Annotated in this window: 14 protein-coding genes; 8 read left to right on the forward strand and 6 right to left on the reverse strand. The window is 71.8% G+C overall.

Annotation, left to right across the window (positions count from 1 at the left end; all coding sequences use genetic code 11):
* Window positions 1-135: 135 nt before the first annotated feature.
* On the reverse strand, window positions 136-531 hold the full coding sequence (locus ACFVAJ_RS21355; RefSeq protein WP_376947831.1) for a hypothetical protein: 396 nt from the start codon (window positions 529-531) through the stop codon (window positions 136-138).
* A 27-nt stretch (window positions 532-558) separates the two neighbouring features.
* Window positions 559-2,085 (reverse strand): PLP-dependent aminotransferase family protein, encoded by a 1,527-nt coding sequence (locus ACFVAJ_RS21360; RefSeq protein ID WP_376947833.1) that lies wholly within the window; start codon window positions 2,083-2,085, stop codon window positions 559-561.
* Between the two features lie 78 nt (window positions 2,086-2,163).
* Here ACFVAJ_RS21360 and ACFVAJ_RS21365 point away from each other — a divergent pair, with 78 nt between their 5' ends.
* The 5 genes from ACFVAJ_RS21365 (at window position 2,164) to ACFVAJ_RS21385 (ending at window position 8,001) form a co-directional block, all read left to right on the forward strand.
* Entirely contained in the window at window positions 2,164-2,853 is a 690-nt protein-coding gene (locus ACFVAJ_RS21365; protein ID WP_376947835.1) for a pyridoxamine 5'-phosphate oxidase family protein, read from the forward strand.
* A 251-nt stretch (window positions 2,854-3,104) separates the two neighbouring features.
* Window positions 3,105-3,293 (forward strand): hypothetical protein, encoded by a 189-nt coding sequence (locus ACFVAJ_RS21370; RefSeq protein WP_376947837.1) that lies wholly within the window; start codon window positions 3,105-3,107, stop codon window positions 3,291-3,293.
* 113 nt (window positions 3,294-3,406) lie between these two features.
* Window positions 3,407-6,382 carry an AAA family ATPase gene (locus tag ACFVAJ_RS21375; RefSeq protein ID WP_376947921.1) on the forward strand — a complete coding sequence of 992 codons (2,976 nt, stop codon included), beginning with the start codon at window positions 3,407-3,409 and terminating at the stop codon, window positions 6,380-6,382.
* A 359-nt stretch (window positions 6,383-6,741) separates the two neighbouring features.
* Complete coding sequence (locus ACFVAJ_RS21380) at window positions 6,742-7,458, forward strand: tyrosine-protein phosphatase (RefSeq protein ID WP_376947839.1); 717 nt, start codon at window positions 6,742-6,744, stop codon at window positions 7,456-7,458.
* A 9-nt stretch (window positions 7,459-7,467) separates the two neighbouring features.
* Window positions 7,468-8,001, forward strand: a complete 534-nt coding sequence (locus ACFVAJ_RS21385; RefSeq protein WP_376947841.1) for a GNAT family N-acetyltransferase — start codon at window positions 7,468-7,470, stop codon at window positions 7,999-8,001.
* Window positions 8,002-8,036: 35 nt separating this feature from the next.
* Here the strand turns inward: ACFVAJ_RS21385 and ACFVAJ_RS21390 are convergent, their stop codons facing one another.
* The 3 genes from ACFVAJ_RS21390 to ACFVAJ_RS21400 form a co-directional block, all read right to left on the reverse strand.
* Window positions 8,037-8,750, reverse strand: a complete 714-nt coding sequence (locus ACFVAJ_RS21390) for a carbohydrate kinase family protein (protein WP_376947843.1) — start codon at window positions 8,748-8,750, stop codon at window positions 8,037-8,039.
* An 83-nt stretch (window positions 8,751-8,833) separates the two neighbouring features.
* Window positions 8,834-10,357 carry a leucyl aminopeptidase gene (locus tag ACFVAJ_RS21395; protein WP_376947845.1) on the reverse strand — a complete coding sequence of 508 codons (1,524 nt, stop codon included), beginning with the start codon at window positions 10,355-10,357 and terminating at the stop codon, window positions 8,834-8,836.
* Window positions 10,354-12,069 carry an MFS transporter gene (locus tag ACFVAJ_RS21400; RefSeq protein ID WP_376947847.1) on the reverse strand — a complete coding sequence of 572 codons (1,716 nt, stop codon included), beginning with the start codon at window positions 12,067-12,069 and terminating at the stop codon, window positions 10,354-10,356. Before ACFVAJ_RS21400 ends, ACFVAJ_RS21395 begins: the two co-directional genes overlap by 4 nt.
* Before the next feature lie 90 nt (window positions 12,070-12,159).
* Between ACFVAJ_RS21400 and ACFVAJ_RS21405 the strand changes: the two genes are divergently transcribed.
* The 3 genes from ACFVAJ_RS21405 to ACFVAJ_RS21415 all read left to right on the forward strand — a co-directional run bounded on the left by ACFVAJ_RS21405 (window position 12,160) and on the right by ACFVAJ_RS21415 (window position 15,491).
* On the forward strand, window positions 12,160-13,740 hold the full coding sequence (locus ACFVAJ_RS21405; RefSeq protein WP_376947849.1) for an SLC13 family permease: 1,581 nt from the start codon (window positions 12,160-12,162) through the stop codon (window positions 13,738-13,740).
* A 98-nt stretch (window positions 13,741-13,838) separates the two neighbouring features.
* The gene (locus tag ACFVAJ_RS21410) at window positions 13,839-14,465 is read left to right on the forward strand and encodes a TetR/AcrR family transcriptional regulator (RefSeq protein WP_376947851.1); all 627 of its coding nucleotides are present in this window, start codon (window positions 13,839-13,841) and stop codon (window positions 14,463-14,465) included.
* Window positions 14,466-14,516: 51 nt separating this feature from the next.
* A complete protein-coding gene (locus ACFVAJ_RS21415; RefSeq protein WP_376947853.1) occupies window positions 14,517-15,491 on the forward strand; it encodes a DUF389 domain-containing protein in 975 nt (324 codons plus the stop codon).
* 80 nt (window positions 15,492-15,571) lie between these two features.
* On the opposite strand, the gene ACFVAJ_RS21420 is transcribed toward ACFVAJ_RS21415, so the two are convergent.
* Window positions 15,572-18,439 carry an immune inhibitor A domain-containing protein gene (locus tag ACFVAJ_RS21420; protein ID WP_376947855.1) on the reverse strand — a complete coding sequence of 956 codons (2,868 nt, stop codon included), beginning with the start codon at window positions 18,437-18,439 and terminating at the stop codon, window positions 15,572-15,574.
* Between the last annotated feature and the right edge of the window lie 189 nt (window positions 18,440-18,628).

An 18,628-nucleotide genomic window follows, 5' to 3' on the forward strand; every position in this document is an offset into this window, starting at 1 on the left:
CGCAAGATGATGCAGGCGATCAAGGACACCGACCAGGCACTCGCCGGCAACTAGTCCCCACGGCTCGGCGGGTGCGGCATCGGCCGCACCCGCCGCCGCCCGCGGCGGTCCGACCGGCCGCAGGCGGCAGGCCGATCAGTCGTCGGCTTGGATCTCGGCGATCTCCCACTGCGCATCGCCCTGGTGCCGAAGCACGCCGCGCACGCGCTCGCCCTCGCGCTCGGCCTGGAATGCGACGGCGGCGGGTTCGCCCGGGCCGACGATCTGCTCGGCCGAGAACGTCGGCGATTCGTAGCCGACCGCGATGAGCGCCTTCCGCCGCTCGCCCTGATCCCAGGAGCCGGGCATGATGCCGAACATCGCGGCGAAGGCCACGATGGCGATGAGGAAGACCCCCGAGCCGAGCTCGCGCACGGGCTTCGATCGTCGCCGGGTGCCGAGGCTCGACACGACGACGCCGGCCGCGGCGATCACGATGGGGATCGCGAGCGGCCAAGGGCTCCACGGTTCGATGGTGACGATCTCGTTCACGGCAGGATGCCTCGCTTCAGCCCAACACTAGCCCTCGCCTCCGGCGGGGTCGAGGGTGTCGACCAGCGCTGCGCGGATGCGGGCGAGCCCCTCGCCCAGCTGGGCGTCCCCGACGCCGGCGTAGCCGAACACGATTCCGCCCGGCCGCTCGCCGGGGACGGCCGAGTAGTCGGCGAGCGGCGCCACGCCGACGCCCTCGTCCGCGAGGCGGGCGACGATCGACGCGGAGGCCTCGGCGTCGGCCAGCTCGACGACCGCGTGCAATCCGCCGTCGAGCCCGCTGAGCGGTGCGCCGGGCAGCTCGCCGAGGGCGGCCTGCACCATGCGACGCCGGTGGGCGTAGTCCCGCCGCGTGGCGGTGATGTGGCGGCGGAGTGCCCCTGACGCGAGGAACGCGCGCATGGCCTCCTGCGCGGGCCCGGGCACGGGGCACGGCTCGTCGGCACGGATGCGGAGGACGGCGGCGCGCAGCGCCGGGTCGCCCGGCAGCACGAGGTAGCCGAGCCGCAGCCAGGGAGTGAGCACCTTCGAGAAGCTGCCGACGAGCACGGTGCGCTCGGCACCCCGCTCGTCGCCGACGCTCGCGGCGCCGAGCCGGTCGAGCGAGGCGAGCGCGGGCAGCGGCGCACCGAGGTGGCGGAACTCGCTGTCGTAGTCGTCCTCGATGATGAGCGCCCCGGTCGCACGCGCCCAGTCGATGAGTTCGAGCCGGGATGCCACGGGCAGCCGCCCCCCGAGCGGGTACTGGTGGCTCGGGGTGACCATCACGGCCTGCGGCGGGCGGTGCATCCGTCGCAGCGCGTCGAGGTCGAGGCCGTCGACGTCGACCGGCAGCGGGGCGATCGCGAGTCCCCGTCGCTCGAGCAGGCGCCGTGCCGAGGGGTAGCCGGGGTGCTCGACGGCGACGACGGGCGGTGCGCCGCCCGGTCGGTCGTCGCGCACGAGCTCGAGGAGCGCGGCGCCGAGCAGGCCCAGTGCATCGCTCGTGCCCGCGGTGACGACGATGTCGTCGCGGGTGCAGGCGACCCCGCGCGCCTGGCGGAGATGGTCGGCGATCTCCTCGCGCAGGCCGGCGAGGCCCGCGCGTGGCGGCGACACCCGAGGGATCGGTGCCGCGGCGGCCCGTCGCCAGGCCGAGCGCCAGGCCCGTTCGTCGATGCGGGCGGTCGACGGGCTGCCGGGCAGCAGGTCGATGCGATGGTGCGGGCGTTCGTCATCGTGCGCGGCGTCGGCCGAGGTGGTCCGGTCGCCCGACCGCCCGACGGTCATCGGCCGGGCCGACGGCGCGGATGCCTCGGGCTCGACGACGAGCCGGGCCACCCGGGTCGGCGCGCCTTGGCGCAGTTCGAGGTAGCCCTCGCCGGCGAGCTGCTCGTACGCGGCGACGACCGAGCTGCGCGAGATGCCGAGCTCGGCGGCGAGCGACCGTGTTGACGGCACGGGGTCGCCGGGCTCGAGGAGACCGCCGAGGATGCCCCGGCGGATCCCGTCGACGAGTTGGACGCCGAGCGGCACGCCCTCGCGGCGGTCGAGCACGAGCAGGGGGCCGTCCACGGCTGCTCCTCACTGGACTGGTCGATACTGCAGCGACTGGACTGCAGACGAGGCCAGTGTACGTCCGAGACTCGAGCCATGAGCACGATCGAGACCCCCGCCGACCGCCCCGTACGACGCATCCGCCGCATGGCCGAACGCCAGACCACCGACCGTGGCGCTCTCTTCGAGCTGCTCGACGGCGAACTCGTCGGCCACCTCGCCGCCGTCGCCGACGGCGTGCCGATCGTCGTGCCGATGGGCTACGCCCGCATCGGCGAGGCGATCTACGTGCACGGCTCGACGGGCGGCGGGTTCGCCCTCCGGGCCGCCGCCGAGCGGGCCACGGTCGCCTTCTCGGTCACCGCGCTCGACGGGCTCGTCTACGCGCGCTCGCTCTTCGACAGTTCGATGAACTACCGCAGCGCCGTCGCGTACGGCGTGCTCGACGAGGTCGGCCCCGACGAGGCGGATGCCGCGTTGCTCGCGCTCTCCGAACGGCTCATGCCCGGGCGCTCCGCCGAGGTGCGCGGCATGCGGCGCAAGGAGGTCGCGGCGACCCGCGTGCTCCGGATCGCCCTGGACGACGTCGTCATGAAGTCGCGTGCGCACGGGGCATCCGAGGCCGTCGACGACGGCGAAGACCACTCGCAGTGGGCGGGCGTCGTGCCGCTCGAACGCGTGTGGGGCGAACCGCAGGCCTCCGGGCTGACCCCGGCGGGCACGCCCCTGCCCGAATCGGTGCGGGCGCTGACGACGCGCGGCGCCCGCTCCCGCAGTATCTCGTGACGGAAAGGGGGTTTCATCATGCTCGCGACCATGCTCATGCTGGGGCTGATCGGCGCGTCGGCGCTCGTCACCGCGCTCGTGCAGTTCCGCCGCGACGGCCTGCGCCGTCTGCCGACGATGCCCGCCTGACCGGCGAGCGGGCGCCCGTCTGAGGCGCCCGCGGACGAAATAGGGCGATCGTCCGATGAGACCGGGGTGCCTTAGCGAGCACCATCGAGACATCCGATCGCACAAAGACCGAAGGAATGATCATGCAGTACTCAGCAGAACTGCTCGCCGTGCACACCCACGAGGCGAACCTGCTGCAGGCAGAGCGTCGCATCGCCCACCGCCTCGCAGCGGAGGAGCGTGCGGTCGCGAGCGAGCCGGCGGACCGGGCCGAGCAGGTCTCCCGCCACCGTGCGTTCGGTCGCCGCGGCCTGCGTCTCGCCGTGCGGTGAGCGCCACGGTGGCGGCGCCCGCCGCGGCGCCCGCCGCGGCGCACGCGGGCCCGGATGCCTCGCATCGAACAGGGCCGCATGTCGGCGGCACGTGGCACGATGAGATCGTGACCATGTCAGCAGCGGCCATGATCGGCCGCGGCGCCGACCTCTCGCGGCTCGACGAGCGCCTCGACGGGGTGCGTGCCGGCGCGCCGTTCACGGTGATCGTCGGCGGTGAGGCCGGCATCGGCAAGACCCGCTTGATCCGCGAGTTCCAGCAGCACCTGCCGAGCGACGTTCTGCTGCTCGCCGGGCAGTGCGTCGACCTCGGCAGCGTCGCGGCGCCGTACGCCCCGGTCAAGACGGCCCTGCGGGCGCTCGTCGCCGAGGTCGGCGCGGCACCGGTGCTCGAGGCGGTCGGCCCGGGGCGTGCCGCGCTCGTCGCGCTGCTGCCCGAACTCGCGGCGGAGTCGGGCGAGGTGGGCGCACCGGGCGCCGGCATCGCCGCCGGCCAGCTGCACGAGGGCATCGCGGTGCTCCTCGAGACCTTCTCGCGCGAGCGGCCGATCGCGTTCGTGATCGAAGACCTGCACTGGATCGATGCGGCGAGCCTCGCACTGCTGCGCTTCCTGCTGCGCGCCCTCGGCTCGAGCCGCGTGCTCACCGTGCTCAGCTACCGCACCGAAGACGTCACCCGCGGGCACCCCGTCCGATCCTTCCTCTCCGAGGCCGAGCGCGACCGCTGGGTCGAGCGTCTCGAGCTCGGGCGGCTGTCGAAGTCGCAGGTGAAGCGGCTCGTGAAGTCGCTGATCGTCGACGAGGCCCCGAACGATCGGGTTCTCGAGACGGTCTTCCGCCGCAGCGACGGCATCCCCTTCTTCGTCGAAGAGCTCGTCGGCATCGACGGATGCCGCGACGAGGGCTTCGTGCCCGACACCCTCCGCGAGCTGCTGCTCGCCAGGTACGAGCGGCTGCCCGAGTCGGCCCAAGAGCTGCTGCGCCTCATCTCGACGGGCGGGGTGCGGGTCTCGCATGCGCTGCTGGCACAGGTCTTCCAGGGCGACGACGCCGAGCTCGACGCGGCCGCCCGGCAGTGCGTGCACTACGGGGTCATCACGATCGACGGCGACGACTACTCGTTCCGGCATGCGCTCGTGCGCGAGGCGATCCTCGACGATCTGCTGCCGGGCGAGCGCGCCCGGTTCCATGCCCGCTACGCCGAGGCGTACGAGGCCGCCGCCGAGGCCGGCTCCCGCCGCCTCGCCGCCGAGATCTCCTACCACTGGCTCGGGGCGCACGACGCGGTGCGCGCGTTCCCGGCGACGATGCAGGCCATGCGCGAGGCGCGCGCCGCCGCGGCCTACGCGACCGCCGCCCAGCTCGGCGAACGCGCGCTCGAACTGTGGGACGTGGTGCCCGACCCCGAGACGGCTGCCGGCATGGGCAAGCTCGAGCTCATGGGCCGCACCGCCTCGCACCTGCGCAACGCGGGCGAGATCGAACGCGGGCTCGCGCTCGTGAAGGCCGCGCTCGCCGAGTGCCCGCGAGACGAGCCGCAGTACCCGCGGTTCCTCCGCGACAAGGCGCTCTACCTCGCGGCCATCGGCAAGCCCGGCTCCATCCCGCTCCTCGAAGAGGGGCTCGAGGTGCTCGGCGACGACGGCGACCCCGAGATCAAGGCGGGGTCGCTTGCAACCCTCGCCGGACGATTCCTGATCGAGGGGCGCACGGGCGAGGCGGTCGAGACGGCCGAGCAGGGCCTGGCCGTCGCCCTCGAGCACGACCTGCCGCGCTCGGCCTCCATCTCCATGAACATCGCGGCCGCCGGCCGCGCCGTCCGCGGCGAAGTCGAGCGCGGGCTCGAGATGCTCGCCGAGGCCCGCGAGCTGGCCGAGGGCGACGGCGCAGCCCTCCTGCGCTACTGGGTCAACTCCTCAGACCTCGCCTACCTCATCGGCGACTACCCCGAGGCCGTGCGCCTCGCCGAAGACGGGCTGGGGCGCGCACGGGCCCAAGGCGTCGAGCGGAGCACCGGAGTCATCCTCGCCTCCAACGCCGTCGACCCGCTCTTCGCGCTCGGCGAATGGGAGCGCGGAGAAGAGATCATCGAACGAGCGCTGTCGCTCGACCCGCCGGTGCCGTTCACCGTCTACCTCCACCGCGCCCGCATCTCCTCGATGCTGTGGCGCGGCGACCCCGTCGGGGCGGCCGAGGCGCTGCGCCGGGTGCGGCCGATGATGGCCGGGGTGCAGGCGGTCGAGATGCAGACCCGGCTCGCGGTCGGCCAGATGGCCGCCGAGGTCGCACTCGCGAACGACGACCTCACCGGCGCGTGGGCCGAGATCCGGGGCATCTTCCACGAAGAGCACGCGCTCCACCCCGGCTACGCGCACCCGGGCTTCTGGGTCGCCGCACGCGTGGCCGCTGCGATCGCCGTACGACCGCATGCAGTGCCCGAGGCCGTCGTCGCCGAGGTCGGTGCATCCGCCGTCGAAACCGACCGCCTCCTCGAGGCGGGGTCGTTCTGGCCGCATCACGAGACCTGGGTCGCGCTGATCGAGGCCGAACGCGCAGAGGCGACCGAAGGCGCCGGCGCCCAGGTTCCGGGTACCGATCCGGCCGCCTGGCGCCGAGCGGCCGACGCCACCGGACGCGGGGGCGTCCCCGGCTTCCTCCACCCGTACTCGCTGCTGCGGCTCGGCGAGGCCGAGTTGGCTGCGGCCGACCGCACTGCCGCTCGGGCGACGCTGCAACTCGCCCTCGACCGGGCCGAGGCCGGCGGGGTGACCGCGGTACGCGAGCGCGTCGAACGCGTCGCGGCGACCGCGGCGCTCGTACTCGACGGGGCGCACCGCCCGGCCGGCGGCGAGGTCGCGGGCATCGCCGGCGCCGCGGCATCCGACGCCGATGCCGCCGCGACCGCGGAGCTCACCGCACGCGAGCGCCAGGTGCTCGAGCTCATCGCCGAGGGCCTCAGCAACCGCCAGATCGGCGAGCGGCTCTTCATCAGCGGCAAGACGGCGTCCGTGCACGTCTCGGCGATCCTGCGCAAGCTGGGCGCTGCAACTCGCACCGAAGCCGCTTACCGTGCGGGCGCCCTGCGCTGAGCGGAGCATCGCCGCCGCTCGCCCGTCGTCCGCCCCGACCGCCCCTGGTGCCGAGCCGCGCGTTCACCGGTGCGGCGAGCAGTTTCCGGGCGGCCGCTGCGGCGGGCCGAGAACGGTACGCCGGGGTGGTCACGGAGTGGGCGGCCATCGCCGTGGACGACGTCACTGATATGCGAGTGGTATCGGCCGGCCGGGAGATCGTCGGCGCGCCGCGAGGCGATGCCACTCGCGTATCAGTGACGTAATGGTCTGCCTCCACACACCCCACTCCGAGGCGCTTGACTCCGGCCGTTGAACCTGCAGCGCCGGGGAACGGCTCCCGTGGGACGGGGAGGGCTGCCTCCGGTAGCGTCGACCGCATGACGCGTCGTATGACCTGGGCCGGGCTTCCGAACACGTGGGATCTGGGAGGGCTCGAGGGTGCACTCGGCACGACCCGGCATGGTCGGATCTACCGCTCAGCGCAGCTCGACCACCTCGACGAGACCGGGCGCGCCGAGCTCTACGACGAGGGCGTACGCACGATCATCGACCTGCGCAACGGCGACGAGGTCGGCGCCGCGATCGATGCGCCGTTCACGCGGCATCACCGCCCGGTCGAAGACCAGTCCGACGCCGAGTTCATGGCGCGATGGCCGCATCTCGACACTCCCGGCTACTACGCGGAGGTGCTCGAGCGATGGCCCGGGCTCATCGCGGCGGTGTTCGGCGAGCTCGCGGCGGCCGGCACGGGTACCGGCGCCGGGGAACCGGCCGACGGCGGCGCCGTGCTCGTCCATTGCGCCCATGGTCGGGACCGCACGGGCATGATCACCGCGATGCTCCTGCAGCTGTGCGAGGTCGATCGGGGTGCGATCGTCGCCGACTACCTCGCAGCAGTCCACGCCATCGCCGAGCAGTCGAGCGCCGGTGATGGTGGCGGCGAGACCGCCGATGCCGACGTGCGCGATCTCGACGCGCGTCGCGTGCGTGAACTCGAGGAGTTCCTCGACGGTGTCGACGTCGCCGGATTCCTGCGCGAGAACGGACTCACCGCACCCGACCTCGAGCGCGTGCGCGCTCGCCTGCTCGGCTGAGGCGCGCCCATGACACCCCCCGACAAGCAGGCCGCTCCCGCCTCCGCGCCGGTCATCCGCGCGGCGCGGGCCGACGACGCACCCGGCATCGCCCGCATGCACTGGGAGAGCCATCAGACGACCTACATCGATCCGGGGTTCGTCACGCGCGAGCGCATCGAGGCGTGGACGCTCGAACAGCGCCTCGAGGGATGGCGGCAGGTGCTCGACGTCGCCGGGGGCCCCGAGCGAACCGTCGTCGTCGCCGTCGACGGCGATCTGATCGTCGGCTTCGCGGACGCGTGTACGGTCGATCTCGCCGACGAACCCGATGCGCCGCGCGATCTCGAACTCAAGGGCCTGTACCTGCTCGACGCCCACCAGGGCACTGGGCTCGGGCAGGCGCTGCTCGACGCCGCGATCGGCGACCGGCCCGCCTACCTGTGGGCGATGGCGGGCGAGACGAGAGCACGGGCGTTCTACCGTCGGAACGGCTTCGAACCCGACGGCGCCGAAGCGCCGTTCGAACTCTGGGACATCATGACCGTGCGGCTCGTTCGCTGACGCGAGTCGGTGGCACGCTACGACGCAGTCCGAGGTCAACTGCCCCGATCGCTGGGAGCGCTCGGCGATCGCGATCCGGCGGCTCGTCCGGGCCATGGGGCCGCGGCGAGTGCCGCCAGTGGCGCCGCGAGTGCGTCATCCCATGCCGCGTCCCGCGCGTCGGGTGAGCCGGGTCGATCGCCGTGCGCGAGGAGATGCGCGACCGCGGCGACGGTACCGCACGGCCGCAGCGGGGGAGCGCCCCCGCTCGTCGTCGTGAACGCCGCGGAGCGCGCGAGCCGGTCGAGCCCCGCGGAGGAGCCGGTGCGACCGCGAGGCATCCACACCGGTGCTTCGCGGTCGACGACGAGCCGAACCTCCGGGTGCTCGACCGCGGCGAGCAACTCGTCGAGCCGGGCCTCGTCGGTGAAGGTGACCCCGCTCACGACGACGAGGTCGGCGTCGGCGATCGCCCCGCGAGCCTCCTCGTCGATGGGGATATCGCGCAGGGCGATCGCGGGCTCGTCGGGTCCGGCGCGTCCGCCTCCGTCACGTCGATCGATGACCACCCGTGCGGTGCCGCCACCCGGCCCGCCCGCGATGAGGCGCACGCCGTAGTCGCGGAGCACGGAACGGATGCGATCCCCGTCTTCATCGTCGCCGACCGCTGAGACGAGCGTCGCCTCATCGCCGAGGATCGAGAGCCCGATCGCCGCGTCGACCCCCCGGCCGCCCACGAACTCGCGCGACCCGCCGGCATCGCGGTGCACTTCGACATGCGCGTCGCCGACGACCGTCACACGCGCTCGAGCGCGCGGCTCGCCCGAGTTCGCCGAAGCGTCCACCCGCCCGCTCACCCGTCCGCCCGGAACCCCCGTGCCACCTCGATGAGGATGCGCGTGCCGAACCCGGTCGCGCCCTTCGAGCGCCACGAGTCGTCCGAGTCGGACTGCATGGTGCCGGCGATGTCGAGATGGGCCCACGGGGTCTCGCCGACGAAGTGCGCGAGGAACAGTGCGGCCGTCGTCGCCCCGGCGTAGGGGCCGCCCAGGTTCGAGAGGTCGGCGATCTCCGAGTCGAGCTGCTTGCGGTACCGCCGTTCGAGGGGAAGCCGCCAGACCTGTTCGTCGGTCGCGGCGGCGGCCCGCTCGACCTCGCCGAGCATCGTCTCGTCGTTGCCGAGGAGTGCCGCCGTGATCTGCCCGAGCGACATGAGCGCCGAGCCCGTGAGCGTCGCGATGTCGACGATCGCGTCGACGCCGTCCTCGTTCGCGAGCACGATGCCGTCCATCATGACGAGGCGGCCCTCGGCGTCGGTGTTCTTCACCTCGACGGTCGTGCCGCCGCGCGCGGTGAGCACGTCGCCGAGCTTGTAGGCCGAGCCCGAGGGCATGTTGTCGGTGCACATGAGCCAGCCGCTGACCGTCGCGGTGGCGCCGAGGTCGCGGAGCGACGTGAAGGCCGCGAGCACCGAGGCCGCCCCGCCCATGTCCATCTTCATGAGCAAGTGCATCGGGTCGGACGGCTTCAGGCTGATGCCGCCCGAGTCGTACATGATGCCCTTGCCGACGAGGCCGAGATGCCCGGTCGACTCGCCGTCGGGCGTGTAACGCAGCTTGACCATGCGGGGTTCCTCGGCCGAGCCCCGGTTCACGCCGAGCAGCCCGCCGCAGCCGAGCTCGATGAGCTGCTGCCGATCGAACACCTCGACGTCGAAGCCGAACCGTTCGCCGAGGGCGACCGCGACGTCGGCCATGCCGGTCGCCGTCAGGTGCCCGGGCGGAGAGTTCGCGAGATCTCGGGCGAGGTTCGCGGCGCGCGCCGTGACGAGGCCGACGTCGACGCCCGACGTCGCCTGCGAGGCATCCGCACCGTCGATGCGCAGCTCGACCCGCTCGAGCGCGACGTCCTTCGGTTCGCGCTTCAGGGTGTCGAATCGGTAGCGCGCGAGCAGCGCGCCCTCGGTGAGCGCCTGCGCGGCGCCGGCGGCGTCGGCGCCGCCCGTCGACGGCACGCGGAGCCCGATGCGTGCGAACCTCGCGCCGGCGCGGGCGAACGCCGCGGCGGCGTCGCGCAGCCCGTTCACACCCAGCTCGCCACCGGGGCCGACCCCGACGAGCACGAGCAGCGGGCCCGAGCCGTACGGCAGTGCGAGCGTCGTGCCCGGTTTCGCTTCGAACCCCGATCGGGCGAGCGCCGCACGGTCGAGGTCGACGCCGGCGGGCAGTTCGCCGTCACTCGTGACCAGCACGCCGATCGCGCCGAGCGACGATTCGTCGAGCTCGTCGACGACGGCGACCGTCGCCGCGTCGGACCTCGCGAGCGAAGGCGTCGCCGTGAAGTCGTCGGGGATGAGTGAGTTCGGATCGCGGGTCATGCGCGCGCCTCCTTCTGTGCCTGGTCGATGCGCGGGCCCCGGTCGGTTCGCGCGGGCGCCTCGTCGTCGACGACCGGATCGATGGCGTCGTCATCGTCGGGCTCGAGCTTCTCGGGCAGATCGCCGTCGCGGCGCCCGGGCATGCGCGTGGCCGGCACGATCGCGAGCAGCGAGAACGCGGCGAGTCCCAGCAACGAGATCTGGAGGGCCTGGAGGCGGGCCTCGGCGTTCACTGCGATCGCCGCATCGAGCTCGGGACCGGTCGCCCGCGACTCCAGCACGGCGGCGAGCTGTTCGTTCGTGAGGAAGTTCGCCTCGTTGAAGTTCACCTGCGCGATGAGTTCGTCGCTGATCTCGGGGTGCTCCTGCGCGCCCGCGAGCAGCAGCGAGGAGAGCATGCCGACCGCGAAGGCGCTCGCGACGGCGATGCCGACCGAGCCCGAGAGGTTGTGCACCAGTCCGCGCCAGGCACCGACGTCGCCGGCCAGCTGCTTCGGGGCCGCCGACAGCAGGGTGTTGAACACCAGGGCGACGATCGCGCCCTGACCGAGACCGAGCAGGATGAGGCCGGCGATCACGAACCCCTGGCTCCACTCGCCGCGCACGGTGAAGCCGAGCAGGGTGAGCGCGGATGCCACGACGATGAAGCCGACGGTGGCGAGCACCCGCGGCGTGAAGCGCCCGTAGAGGTACGCGACGAACGTCGAGGCGAGGAAGATCGAGAGCGTGTAGGGGATGATCGAGAACGAGGTCTCGATGCTCGAGCGCCCCTGCACCACCTGGATGTACAGCGGGATCAGGAAGTTCGCCGCAGTGCCGACGAAGAGCATCGTCGCCATGCACGCGGTGACCGCGCGCTCGGAGCCCGTCGCGAGCACCCGGAGGTCGAAGATGCGCGGCTTGTCCTCCCGTGCTCGCCGTCGCAGCCAGGAGAAGAACACCTGGCCGACCACGAGTCCGGCGATCACGAGCAGCGGTGCGGGCGAGATGCCGAGCACCTCGAACGGCGCCTGCGGCGTCGCGAGCCAGACGCCCCAGGTCGCGAGTCCGCTGAATCCGAAGCTCAGCAGGATCACCGCGACGGCGGCGATGATCGCCCCCGTCCAGTCGATCGTGAGGCCGGGCTGGGCCGGCACCTTCTTCACGGCGAAGCTCAGCCCCAGGTTCACGACCGCGAGTGCCACCATCAGGATGAACGACCAGCGCCACCCGATGGTGGTCGCGAACGAGCCCGCGATCAGGAGGGCGAGCACGCCCGCCGCGGGGATGGCCGCGGCCAGCAGGCCGATCGCCTTGCCCTGCTGCTCGCCGTGGTAGTTCGTGGCGATGAAGACGGTGAGCGCGGGCGCGATGAGCGCGATCACGGCGCCCGAGGACGCCTGTGCGATGAACAGCATCGCCGGGCTCGCGCTGAGTGCCACCCCCAGCATCGCGAGGCCGTGCACGGCGACGGCGATCTGGAACACCCCGCGCGTGCCGAACCGCGACCCCACCTTCGCGCCGAGCAGGATGAACGCCGCCATCGCGAAGGTGCCCGCGGTGATCGCGGTGCCGACCGAGGTCGCGGGGGTGTCGAGGTCGCTCGTGATCCCGGCCATCGACACCGTGAGCGCGTTCACCGCGAAGGAGGCCTGGATCTGGGTGAGCACCACCACGATGAGCGGGAGCCACGATGTCTTCGATGTCGGCTCGACCTGCCGTGCTGCGGTCATGCGTCCCCCTCGCATCGGCATTGCACTGGGGATGCGCCTCGTCGCGGCATCCGCTCGCCTTCACTGTATTGCGCCGCTAGCCTGAGCGCCATGGACCCCGTCGTGGTGACGTTCGTGATCCTCGGCGTCGCCGTGGCGGCGTTCATGACGAGCCGGATCCCCGTCGCCGTCACCGCCGTCGGCGTCGCACTCGCGCTCTGGGCCACCGGCATCCTCACCCTCGAGCAGTCGCTCGCCGGCTTCGCCGACCCGACGGTGATCTTCATCGCCGCGCTGTTCGTCGTGAGCGAGGGGCTCGACGCGACGGGCGTGACCGCCCGGCTCGGCCGCATCGTGGCCGCCAGGGGCGGCTCGAACCGGCGACGGGTGCTCGTGCTCGTGATGGTCCTCGTCGCCCTGCTCACCGCGCTCATCAGCGTCAACGGCGCAGTCGCGGCACTCCTGCCGATGACGGTCGTCGTCGCCGTCCGCATCGGCCTGCCGCCGTCGCAGCTGCTGCTGCCGCTCGCCTTCGCGGCGCACGCCGGTTCGATGCTCGCGCTCACCGGCACGCCGGTCAACGTGATCGTCTCGGAGTTCGCGGCGGAGTCGGCGGGCGGGCCGTTCGGCTTCTTCGAGTTCGCGATCGTCGGCGTCCCGCTCGTGATCGGCACCGTGCTGCTCGCCATGCTCCTCGGCGATCGGATGCTTCCGGCGCGCAGCGCCGCCACCGTTCCGCGCGACCTCAGCGACCACGCCTGCACCCTCCTCGGCGATTACTCGGTGCTCGCGGACGCCGACGGCGGCGGCCGCGCGGTGACGATCGACGCCGAGAACGGCGTCGCCGAGGTGCTCGTGCCGCCCCGGTCGGAGCTCGTCGGCATGCGCGTGTTCCCGGGCATGACGACGCCGAGCGGCAAGCTCGTGATCCTCGCGGTCTCCCGCAACGGACGCGAGCTCACCTCGCCGGAGGCCGATGTCGAGGTGGGCGACGTCCTGCTCCTGCAGGGCACCTGGGACGACCTCGAGGAGAACACGGCGGGCGACGACGTCCGCGTCGTCGACGCACCGGCTGCCGTGCGCGGGCAGGCGGCGCCCATCGGTCGCCGCGGCGTCGTCGCGATCGTCGTCCTCGCCGCGATGGTGCTGCTGCTCGCGACCGGGCTGGTGCCGCCGGTGGTCGCGGGGCTCGTCGCCGCCGGCGCGATGATCCTCACCGGCGTCGTCTCGCTCGGTCGGGCGTATCGGGCGATCTCGTGGACGACGGTGATCCTCGTCGCGGGGATGATCCCCATGTCGACCGCGTTCACGACCACGGGTGCCGCCGAGCTCGTGGGCTCGACCCTCGTCGACCTTGCGGGCCCGGGCGGACCGCTCGCGGTGCTGTTCGTCGTGTGCCTGCTCGTCGTCGTGCTCGGCCAGCTCATCAGCAACATGGCGACCGCGCTCATCGTCGCGCCGATCGCCATCTCCGCGGCCGTCGAACTCGGGGTCTCGGCCCGTCCGTTCCTGATGGCGCTCACGGTCGTGGCGGCGGCGGCGTTCCTGACGCCGATCGCGACGCCGGTCAACCTCATGGTGATGGGGCCGGGCGGCTACCGCTTCGGCGACTACGCCCGCTTCGGGTGGCCGTTCACCCTGCTGTTCCTCGTCGTCGGGGTGCTGCTCGTGCCGCTCGTCTGGCCGTTCTGAACGCGTTCGGCGCGCTCGCGCGGCGAACGGGGGAGTGCCGCCGACGGCCTCCGGCGTCGAGTAGCGTTGATCGTCGACCACGAGGAGCAGCACCGCACATGAAGCCCGGCCCCCGGCGCAGCGTCAGCCAGTCAGACATCGTCGACGCCGCCTTCGAGATCCTCGAGGAGAAGGGCGTCGCCGCGGTCTCGGTTCGCGGCGTCGCCGGCGCGCTCGGCCTGACGCCGACGGCCATGTACACCTACTTCGCGTCGAAGAACGCGCTGCTGCAGGCGATGGTCGAGCACCTGCTCACCGGCGTCGCGGATGCCTCGGCGCCCGACTGGCGCGATCGGGTCGTCGCGATCGCGCTCGCGTTGCGGGCGAAGCTCGCCGAGCACTCGGGTTCGCTCGTGCTCGTCACGAGCGGGCCGCTCGACGGCCCGAACGCGCTCTCGCTCGCCGAACGACTCATCGAGAGCTTCGTCGAGGCCGGCCTCTCGGTCGACGACGCGGCTCGTGCCGGCCACGCCGTGCGCGCCTTCGTCGTCGGTCAGTCGGCGCTCGAGGCGGCCCGCCGCACCGAGCCGGTCGAGGTGTCGGAGGTGCAACCGCTCTGGTCGGACTCGCGGCATCCGCTCGTCGAGCAGACTGCGGGCCTCTCGCTCGATGACGGCGGAGACGAGGAGTTCGCGGCGCTGCTCGGGCGCCTGATCGACGGCTTCACCGCGGTCTCCGTCGTCTGACGCGGCGCGCCTCGCGGCGCTGCGGCCGGGTGCCTCGGTCACACTGGGTGAGTGCTGCACTTCCGGATGATCGTTCCGATCGAACTGACCGCGAGGGTCGACGCGGTGCTGACCGAACACGGCGACGACATCTCGAACATCATCCGCTTCCCGGGTGCGGCGACCAGCCCGAACGGCGACCTGCTCCTGTGCGACGTCGCACGGGGCACCGCGAGCGACCTGCTCGCCGAGCTGCACGCCGTCGGTCTGGACCGCCAAGGGTCGATCACGGTCGAATCGGTCGATCTGGCGCTCTCGCGCACCGCGACGCGCTCGACCGTGGGCGCGTTCGGCGGAGACGACGATGCCGTGGTCTGGCAGGAGGTCGAAGCGCGAGCGGGTGACGAGGTGCGCCTCTCCGCGACCTTCCTCGTCTTCATGTCGGTCGCCACGATGATCGCGGCGGTCGGAGTCGTCACCGACCAGCCCATCCTCATCGTCGGCGCCATGGTCGTGGGTCCCGACTTCGGTCCGCTCGCGGCGATGGCCGTCGGCATCGTCCGTCGTCGGTGGCTCGTCGTCGGCCGCTCGGCGGTCGCGATCACGGTCGGGTATCTCTCGGCCATCCTGGTGACCGTCGCGTTCTCGTTGCTGATGATCGCGGTCGGGTGGTTCCCGCCCGATGCGCTCGATTCAGAACACCCGTACACCGGCTTCATCTGGCAGCCGAACGTGCTCAGCTACGTGGTCGGCTTCCTCGCCGGCATCGCCGGGGTCCTCTCGCTGACCTCGGCCAAGTCGGGGGCGCTCATCGGCGTGCTCATCTCGGTGACCACGGTGCCCGCGGCGGGGGCCGCGGCCGTGGCGTTCGCCTCCGGTGAGTGGGCGACGGCCGGAACCTCGCTCGTGCAGCTCGGGGTGAACCTCGTCGCGATCGTCACGGGCGGAGCGGTCACGCTCGCCGTGCAGATCGCGATCGTGCGCCGCAACGACCGTCGGCGTCGCGCGCACGGTGCGTCTCGCCGTCCGGCGGCCGGACCGCGTTGAGCCGATGACGCCCGACGCGGCGAGGCGCCGACCCCCGGAGGGGCCGACGCCTCGTCGGTACTGCGTGGTTGCGTCGCTGCTCAGCCTGCCGTGGGGGGCGTGATGCTGATGAGCGCTGCGGTGTTGCCCTTGAAGGCCTTCTTCACCTGGATGACGGTGCCGTAGCCCACGCCGGCGTCGGCGGGGTTGCCCGAGCCGAACGGGCCGAGGCCGATGTCCTCACCGTCGTAGGCGGGCAGGCGGTTGCCGGCGAGGTCGTACAGCGGGGTGCTGTACTGGCCGTTGCCGACCGAGGGCACGACGGTCGAGGCGTCGCGGTCGCGGTAGAAGAGCGCACCGTCGGACTCGCGCAGGGCGAAGCCGGGCACCCAGCCGCGGTCGTCGGTGAAGGTGCTCACCGGGGCCTGGGCCGGGACGTCGGTGCAGTACTCGCTGCCGTTGGCGCCGATGAAGCACTCCGAGAACGGGTACGTCTTCGTGAGACCGAACGACGCGTTCGACGACTGGGCACGCGACGGCATGATGTTCAGCGTCGACGGGTCGGCGTCGGCCGCGGCACCGGTGCGCTGCAGCGGGTTGAAGTGGCTGTCGACGAGCAGGAGCCCGCCCTTCGCACCGTAGCTCGGCAGCGCCGCCTCGTTCGAGAGGATCTGGTTCGAGTTGCCGTACGTGGTGTCGCGGTACCAGACCAGAGCGCCCGGCGCGTTGTACGCGAGCTTCTCGACCCTCCAGGCGCCGTCGCTGTAGACGGAGTTGTAGCCGTACTTCAGGCCCTCGTCGAAGCCGTCGAAGTTGCGCCACTCGACCAGGTAGTACTGGGCCTTCACCGAGGATCCGGTGTCGATGCGCCAGCCCGGGCCCGTGGTGTCGGCGAAGCTGCCGACCTTCGGGGTCCAGCCGTTCTCGCCCGACTCGACGTCGTCGCTCCACGTGGTGGTGGCGCCGCTCGTCAGCGAGAAGTCGTCGGCGAACCAGCCGCGCTCCTGGAAGGCGGCGTCGGTCGCCATGCGCAGGCGCACGCCGATCGACTGACCCGCATAGGCCGAGAGGTCGACGTACTGGTGCTGCCAGCCGTGCGAGTCACCGGTGAGGCCGTACTTGCGGTCGCCGAAGCCGTGCAGGTTGCCGTTCGGGTCGGGGTAGCCGTCGGGGGTGGTCGCCTCCGTGCCGTTCTCGTTGTACACCTTCTGGTCGGTCCAGGTGGTGCCGCCGTCGGTCGAGATCTCGACGAAGCCGAAGTCCCAGTCGGACTCGATCACGAAGTTGTTCCACATCCAGAACTTCGCGTCGGCGCCCACGTCGAGCGTGCGCTCGATGCGGATGTCGCCCCAGTCCTGGTCGGAGCCGGTGAACCACATGTTCTCGCCGCCGTGCGGTTCGGCGAGGGTGATGTGCTTGTCGGGGAGGTTGATCTTCACGCCGTCCTCGCTGCCCTTGAGGGGGCGCGAGTTCTGGCCGACCTTGACGGTCGTCTCGTCGTCACCGGGGTTCACGACCTGCGGGTCGGCCCAGCCGAGCACCCACTTGTCCCAGAGGCCCATGTGCGTCGGCATCGACTGGAAGATGGGGCCCGCGTGCGAGCCGGAGCTCATGAGGTCCCAGAAGTCGATGTCGCTGCTGCCGGCGTTCGAGGTGTCGTAGAGGTCGGGCAGACCGAGGTCGTGTCCGTACTCGTGCGCGAACACGCCGACGCCCGAGTCCTCGGGCTGCACGATGTAGTTCGACAGCTGGAGGTCGGTGCCGGGGATCGTCGCGCCGCCGAGGACGGCCGAGGAGTGCGCCCACAGGGCGTAGGTGCCCTGTGCGCCGCCGCCGCCGGACTTGTCCTCACCGGCGTGCACGAGCACGACGTGGTCGATCACGCCGTCGGGCTCGTTGACGTTGCCATCGCCGTCGCGGTCGCCCTGGTCCTCGATGTCGTAGTCGGCCCAGGGGAAGTCGGGCTGCGCCGCGGCGAGGGCTGCGACCGCGTCGATCGGCAGCTGGCCGGGGCCCTTGGGGTTCGAGGGGTGGCCCTGCTGGTCCTGCATGGGACCGGCCTCGTAGACGCCCTCTTCGTTCTGGTGGCACACCGTCGCGCCGTAGTACGCCTCGGAGTGGGGAACCGTGATCCACGGGGTCGCCTCACCGGTGACGGTGTAGGCGCCGCGCGACATCTCCTCGTACATCGACTTCATCGTGTAGCCCGAGATGTCGAAGCCGGGCTTGCCGTCGGGGCCGGTGAGGTCGGTGCGGACGCGCTCGGTGATGCCTTCGTCGGTGAAGAGCATCTTGTTGAAGTGCTCCGACGAGAAGTCGGGCACCCACATCGAGTTGTTGTCCTCGAGCTCGTAGTCGGCCGGGTTCGGGATGCCGTTGTGGAGGGGCCCGTTCTGGACGTTGCCGGGCTTGCACGTGGTCGCACCGAACTCGGTCGGCACGTAGCTGCCGGTGAAGTCGTCGTTCGCCGCGTCGTTGAACTCGACGAGGATCGTGAGGAGCTTGGCCTCCTGGGTGACGTCGGCCTGCTTGTAGTTGGGGGACTTCTTCGGCTTCTTCGCCTTCTTGTCGGCCTTGAGCTGCTCCTGCTTGAGCTGCTTGGGGCTCTTGCCGGTCTCATTGGACTTGTTCTCGAGCTTGGCCAGGCCGCTCGCGGCCTGCGGGTTGCCGGCGGCGAACTTGGCGTCGATCTCCATGGCGGTCTCGAGCGCGGTCCGGGCGCTCTGGTCGACGACCTTGTTGCCGTGGATGTCGAAGGCGGCTTCGTCATCGGCGCCCACGACCGCCTCCGCACGGGGGGCGACATAGTTCATGTAGTACTCCGAGTCGCTGATCACCGGCGGCGACACCGGTGATTCAGCCGCGGCTGCGGTGCTCACTCCGAACGACACCATTCCGGTGGCGGCGAGTGCGAGCACCGGAACGACCGCGACCGCGCGCTTGCGCGCGCGGCTGGTGAATCCAGACATGCTTCTCCCTTCGAGTGACTCGGCGGAGGTGACCGTCGAGACACGCACGGCGCCCGTCGGTGGACGGACGTAATCGGCATCCTGCCGTGGAGTGCCGGGTCTATGGAAGAGCTGTGCCGAAACTGTGGAGAACCTCGCACCGTCGTTGCGCGGAACGGTGCGGATCGTCGGTCGAGAGCCGTTTCGGGC

Source organism: Agromyces sp. NPDC057679 (genome assembly GCF_042799635.1).
Taxonomy (GTDB): domain Bacteria; phylum Actinomycetota; class Actinomycetes; order Actinomycetales; family Microbacteriaceae; genus Agromyces.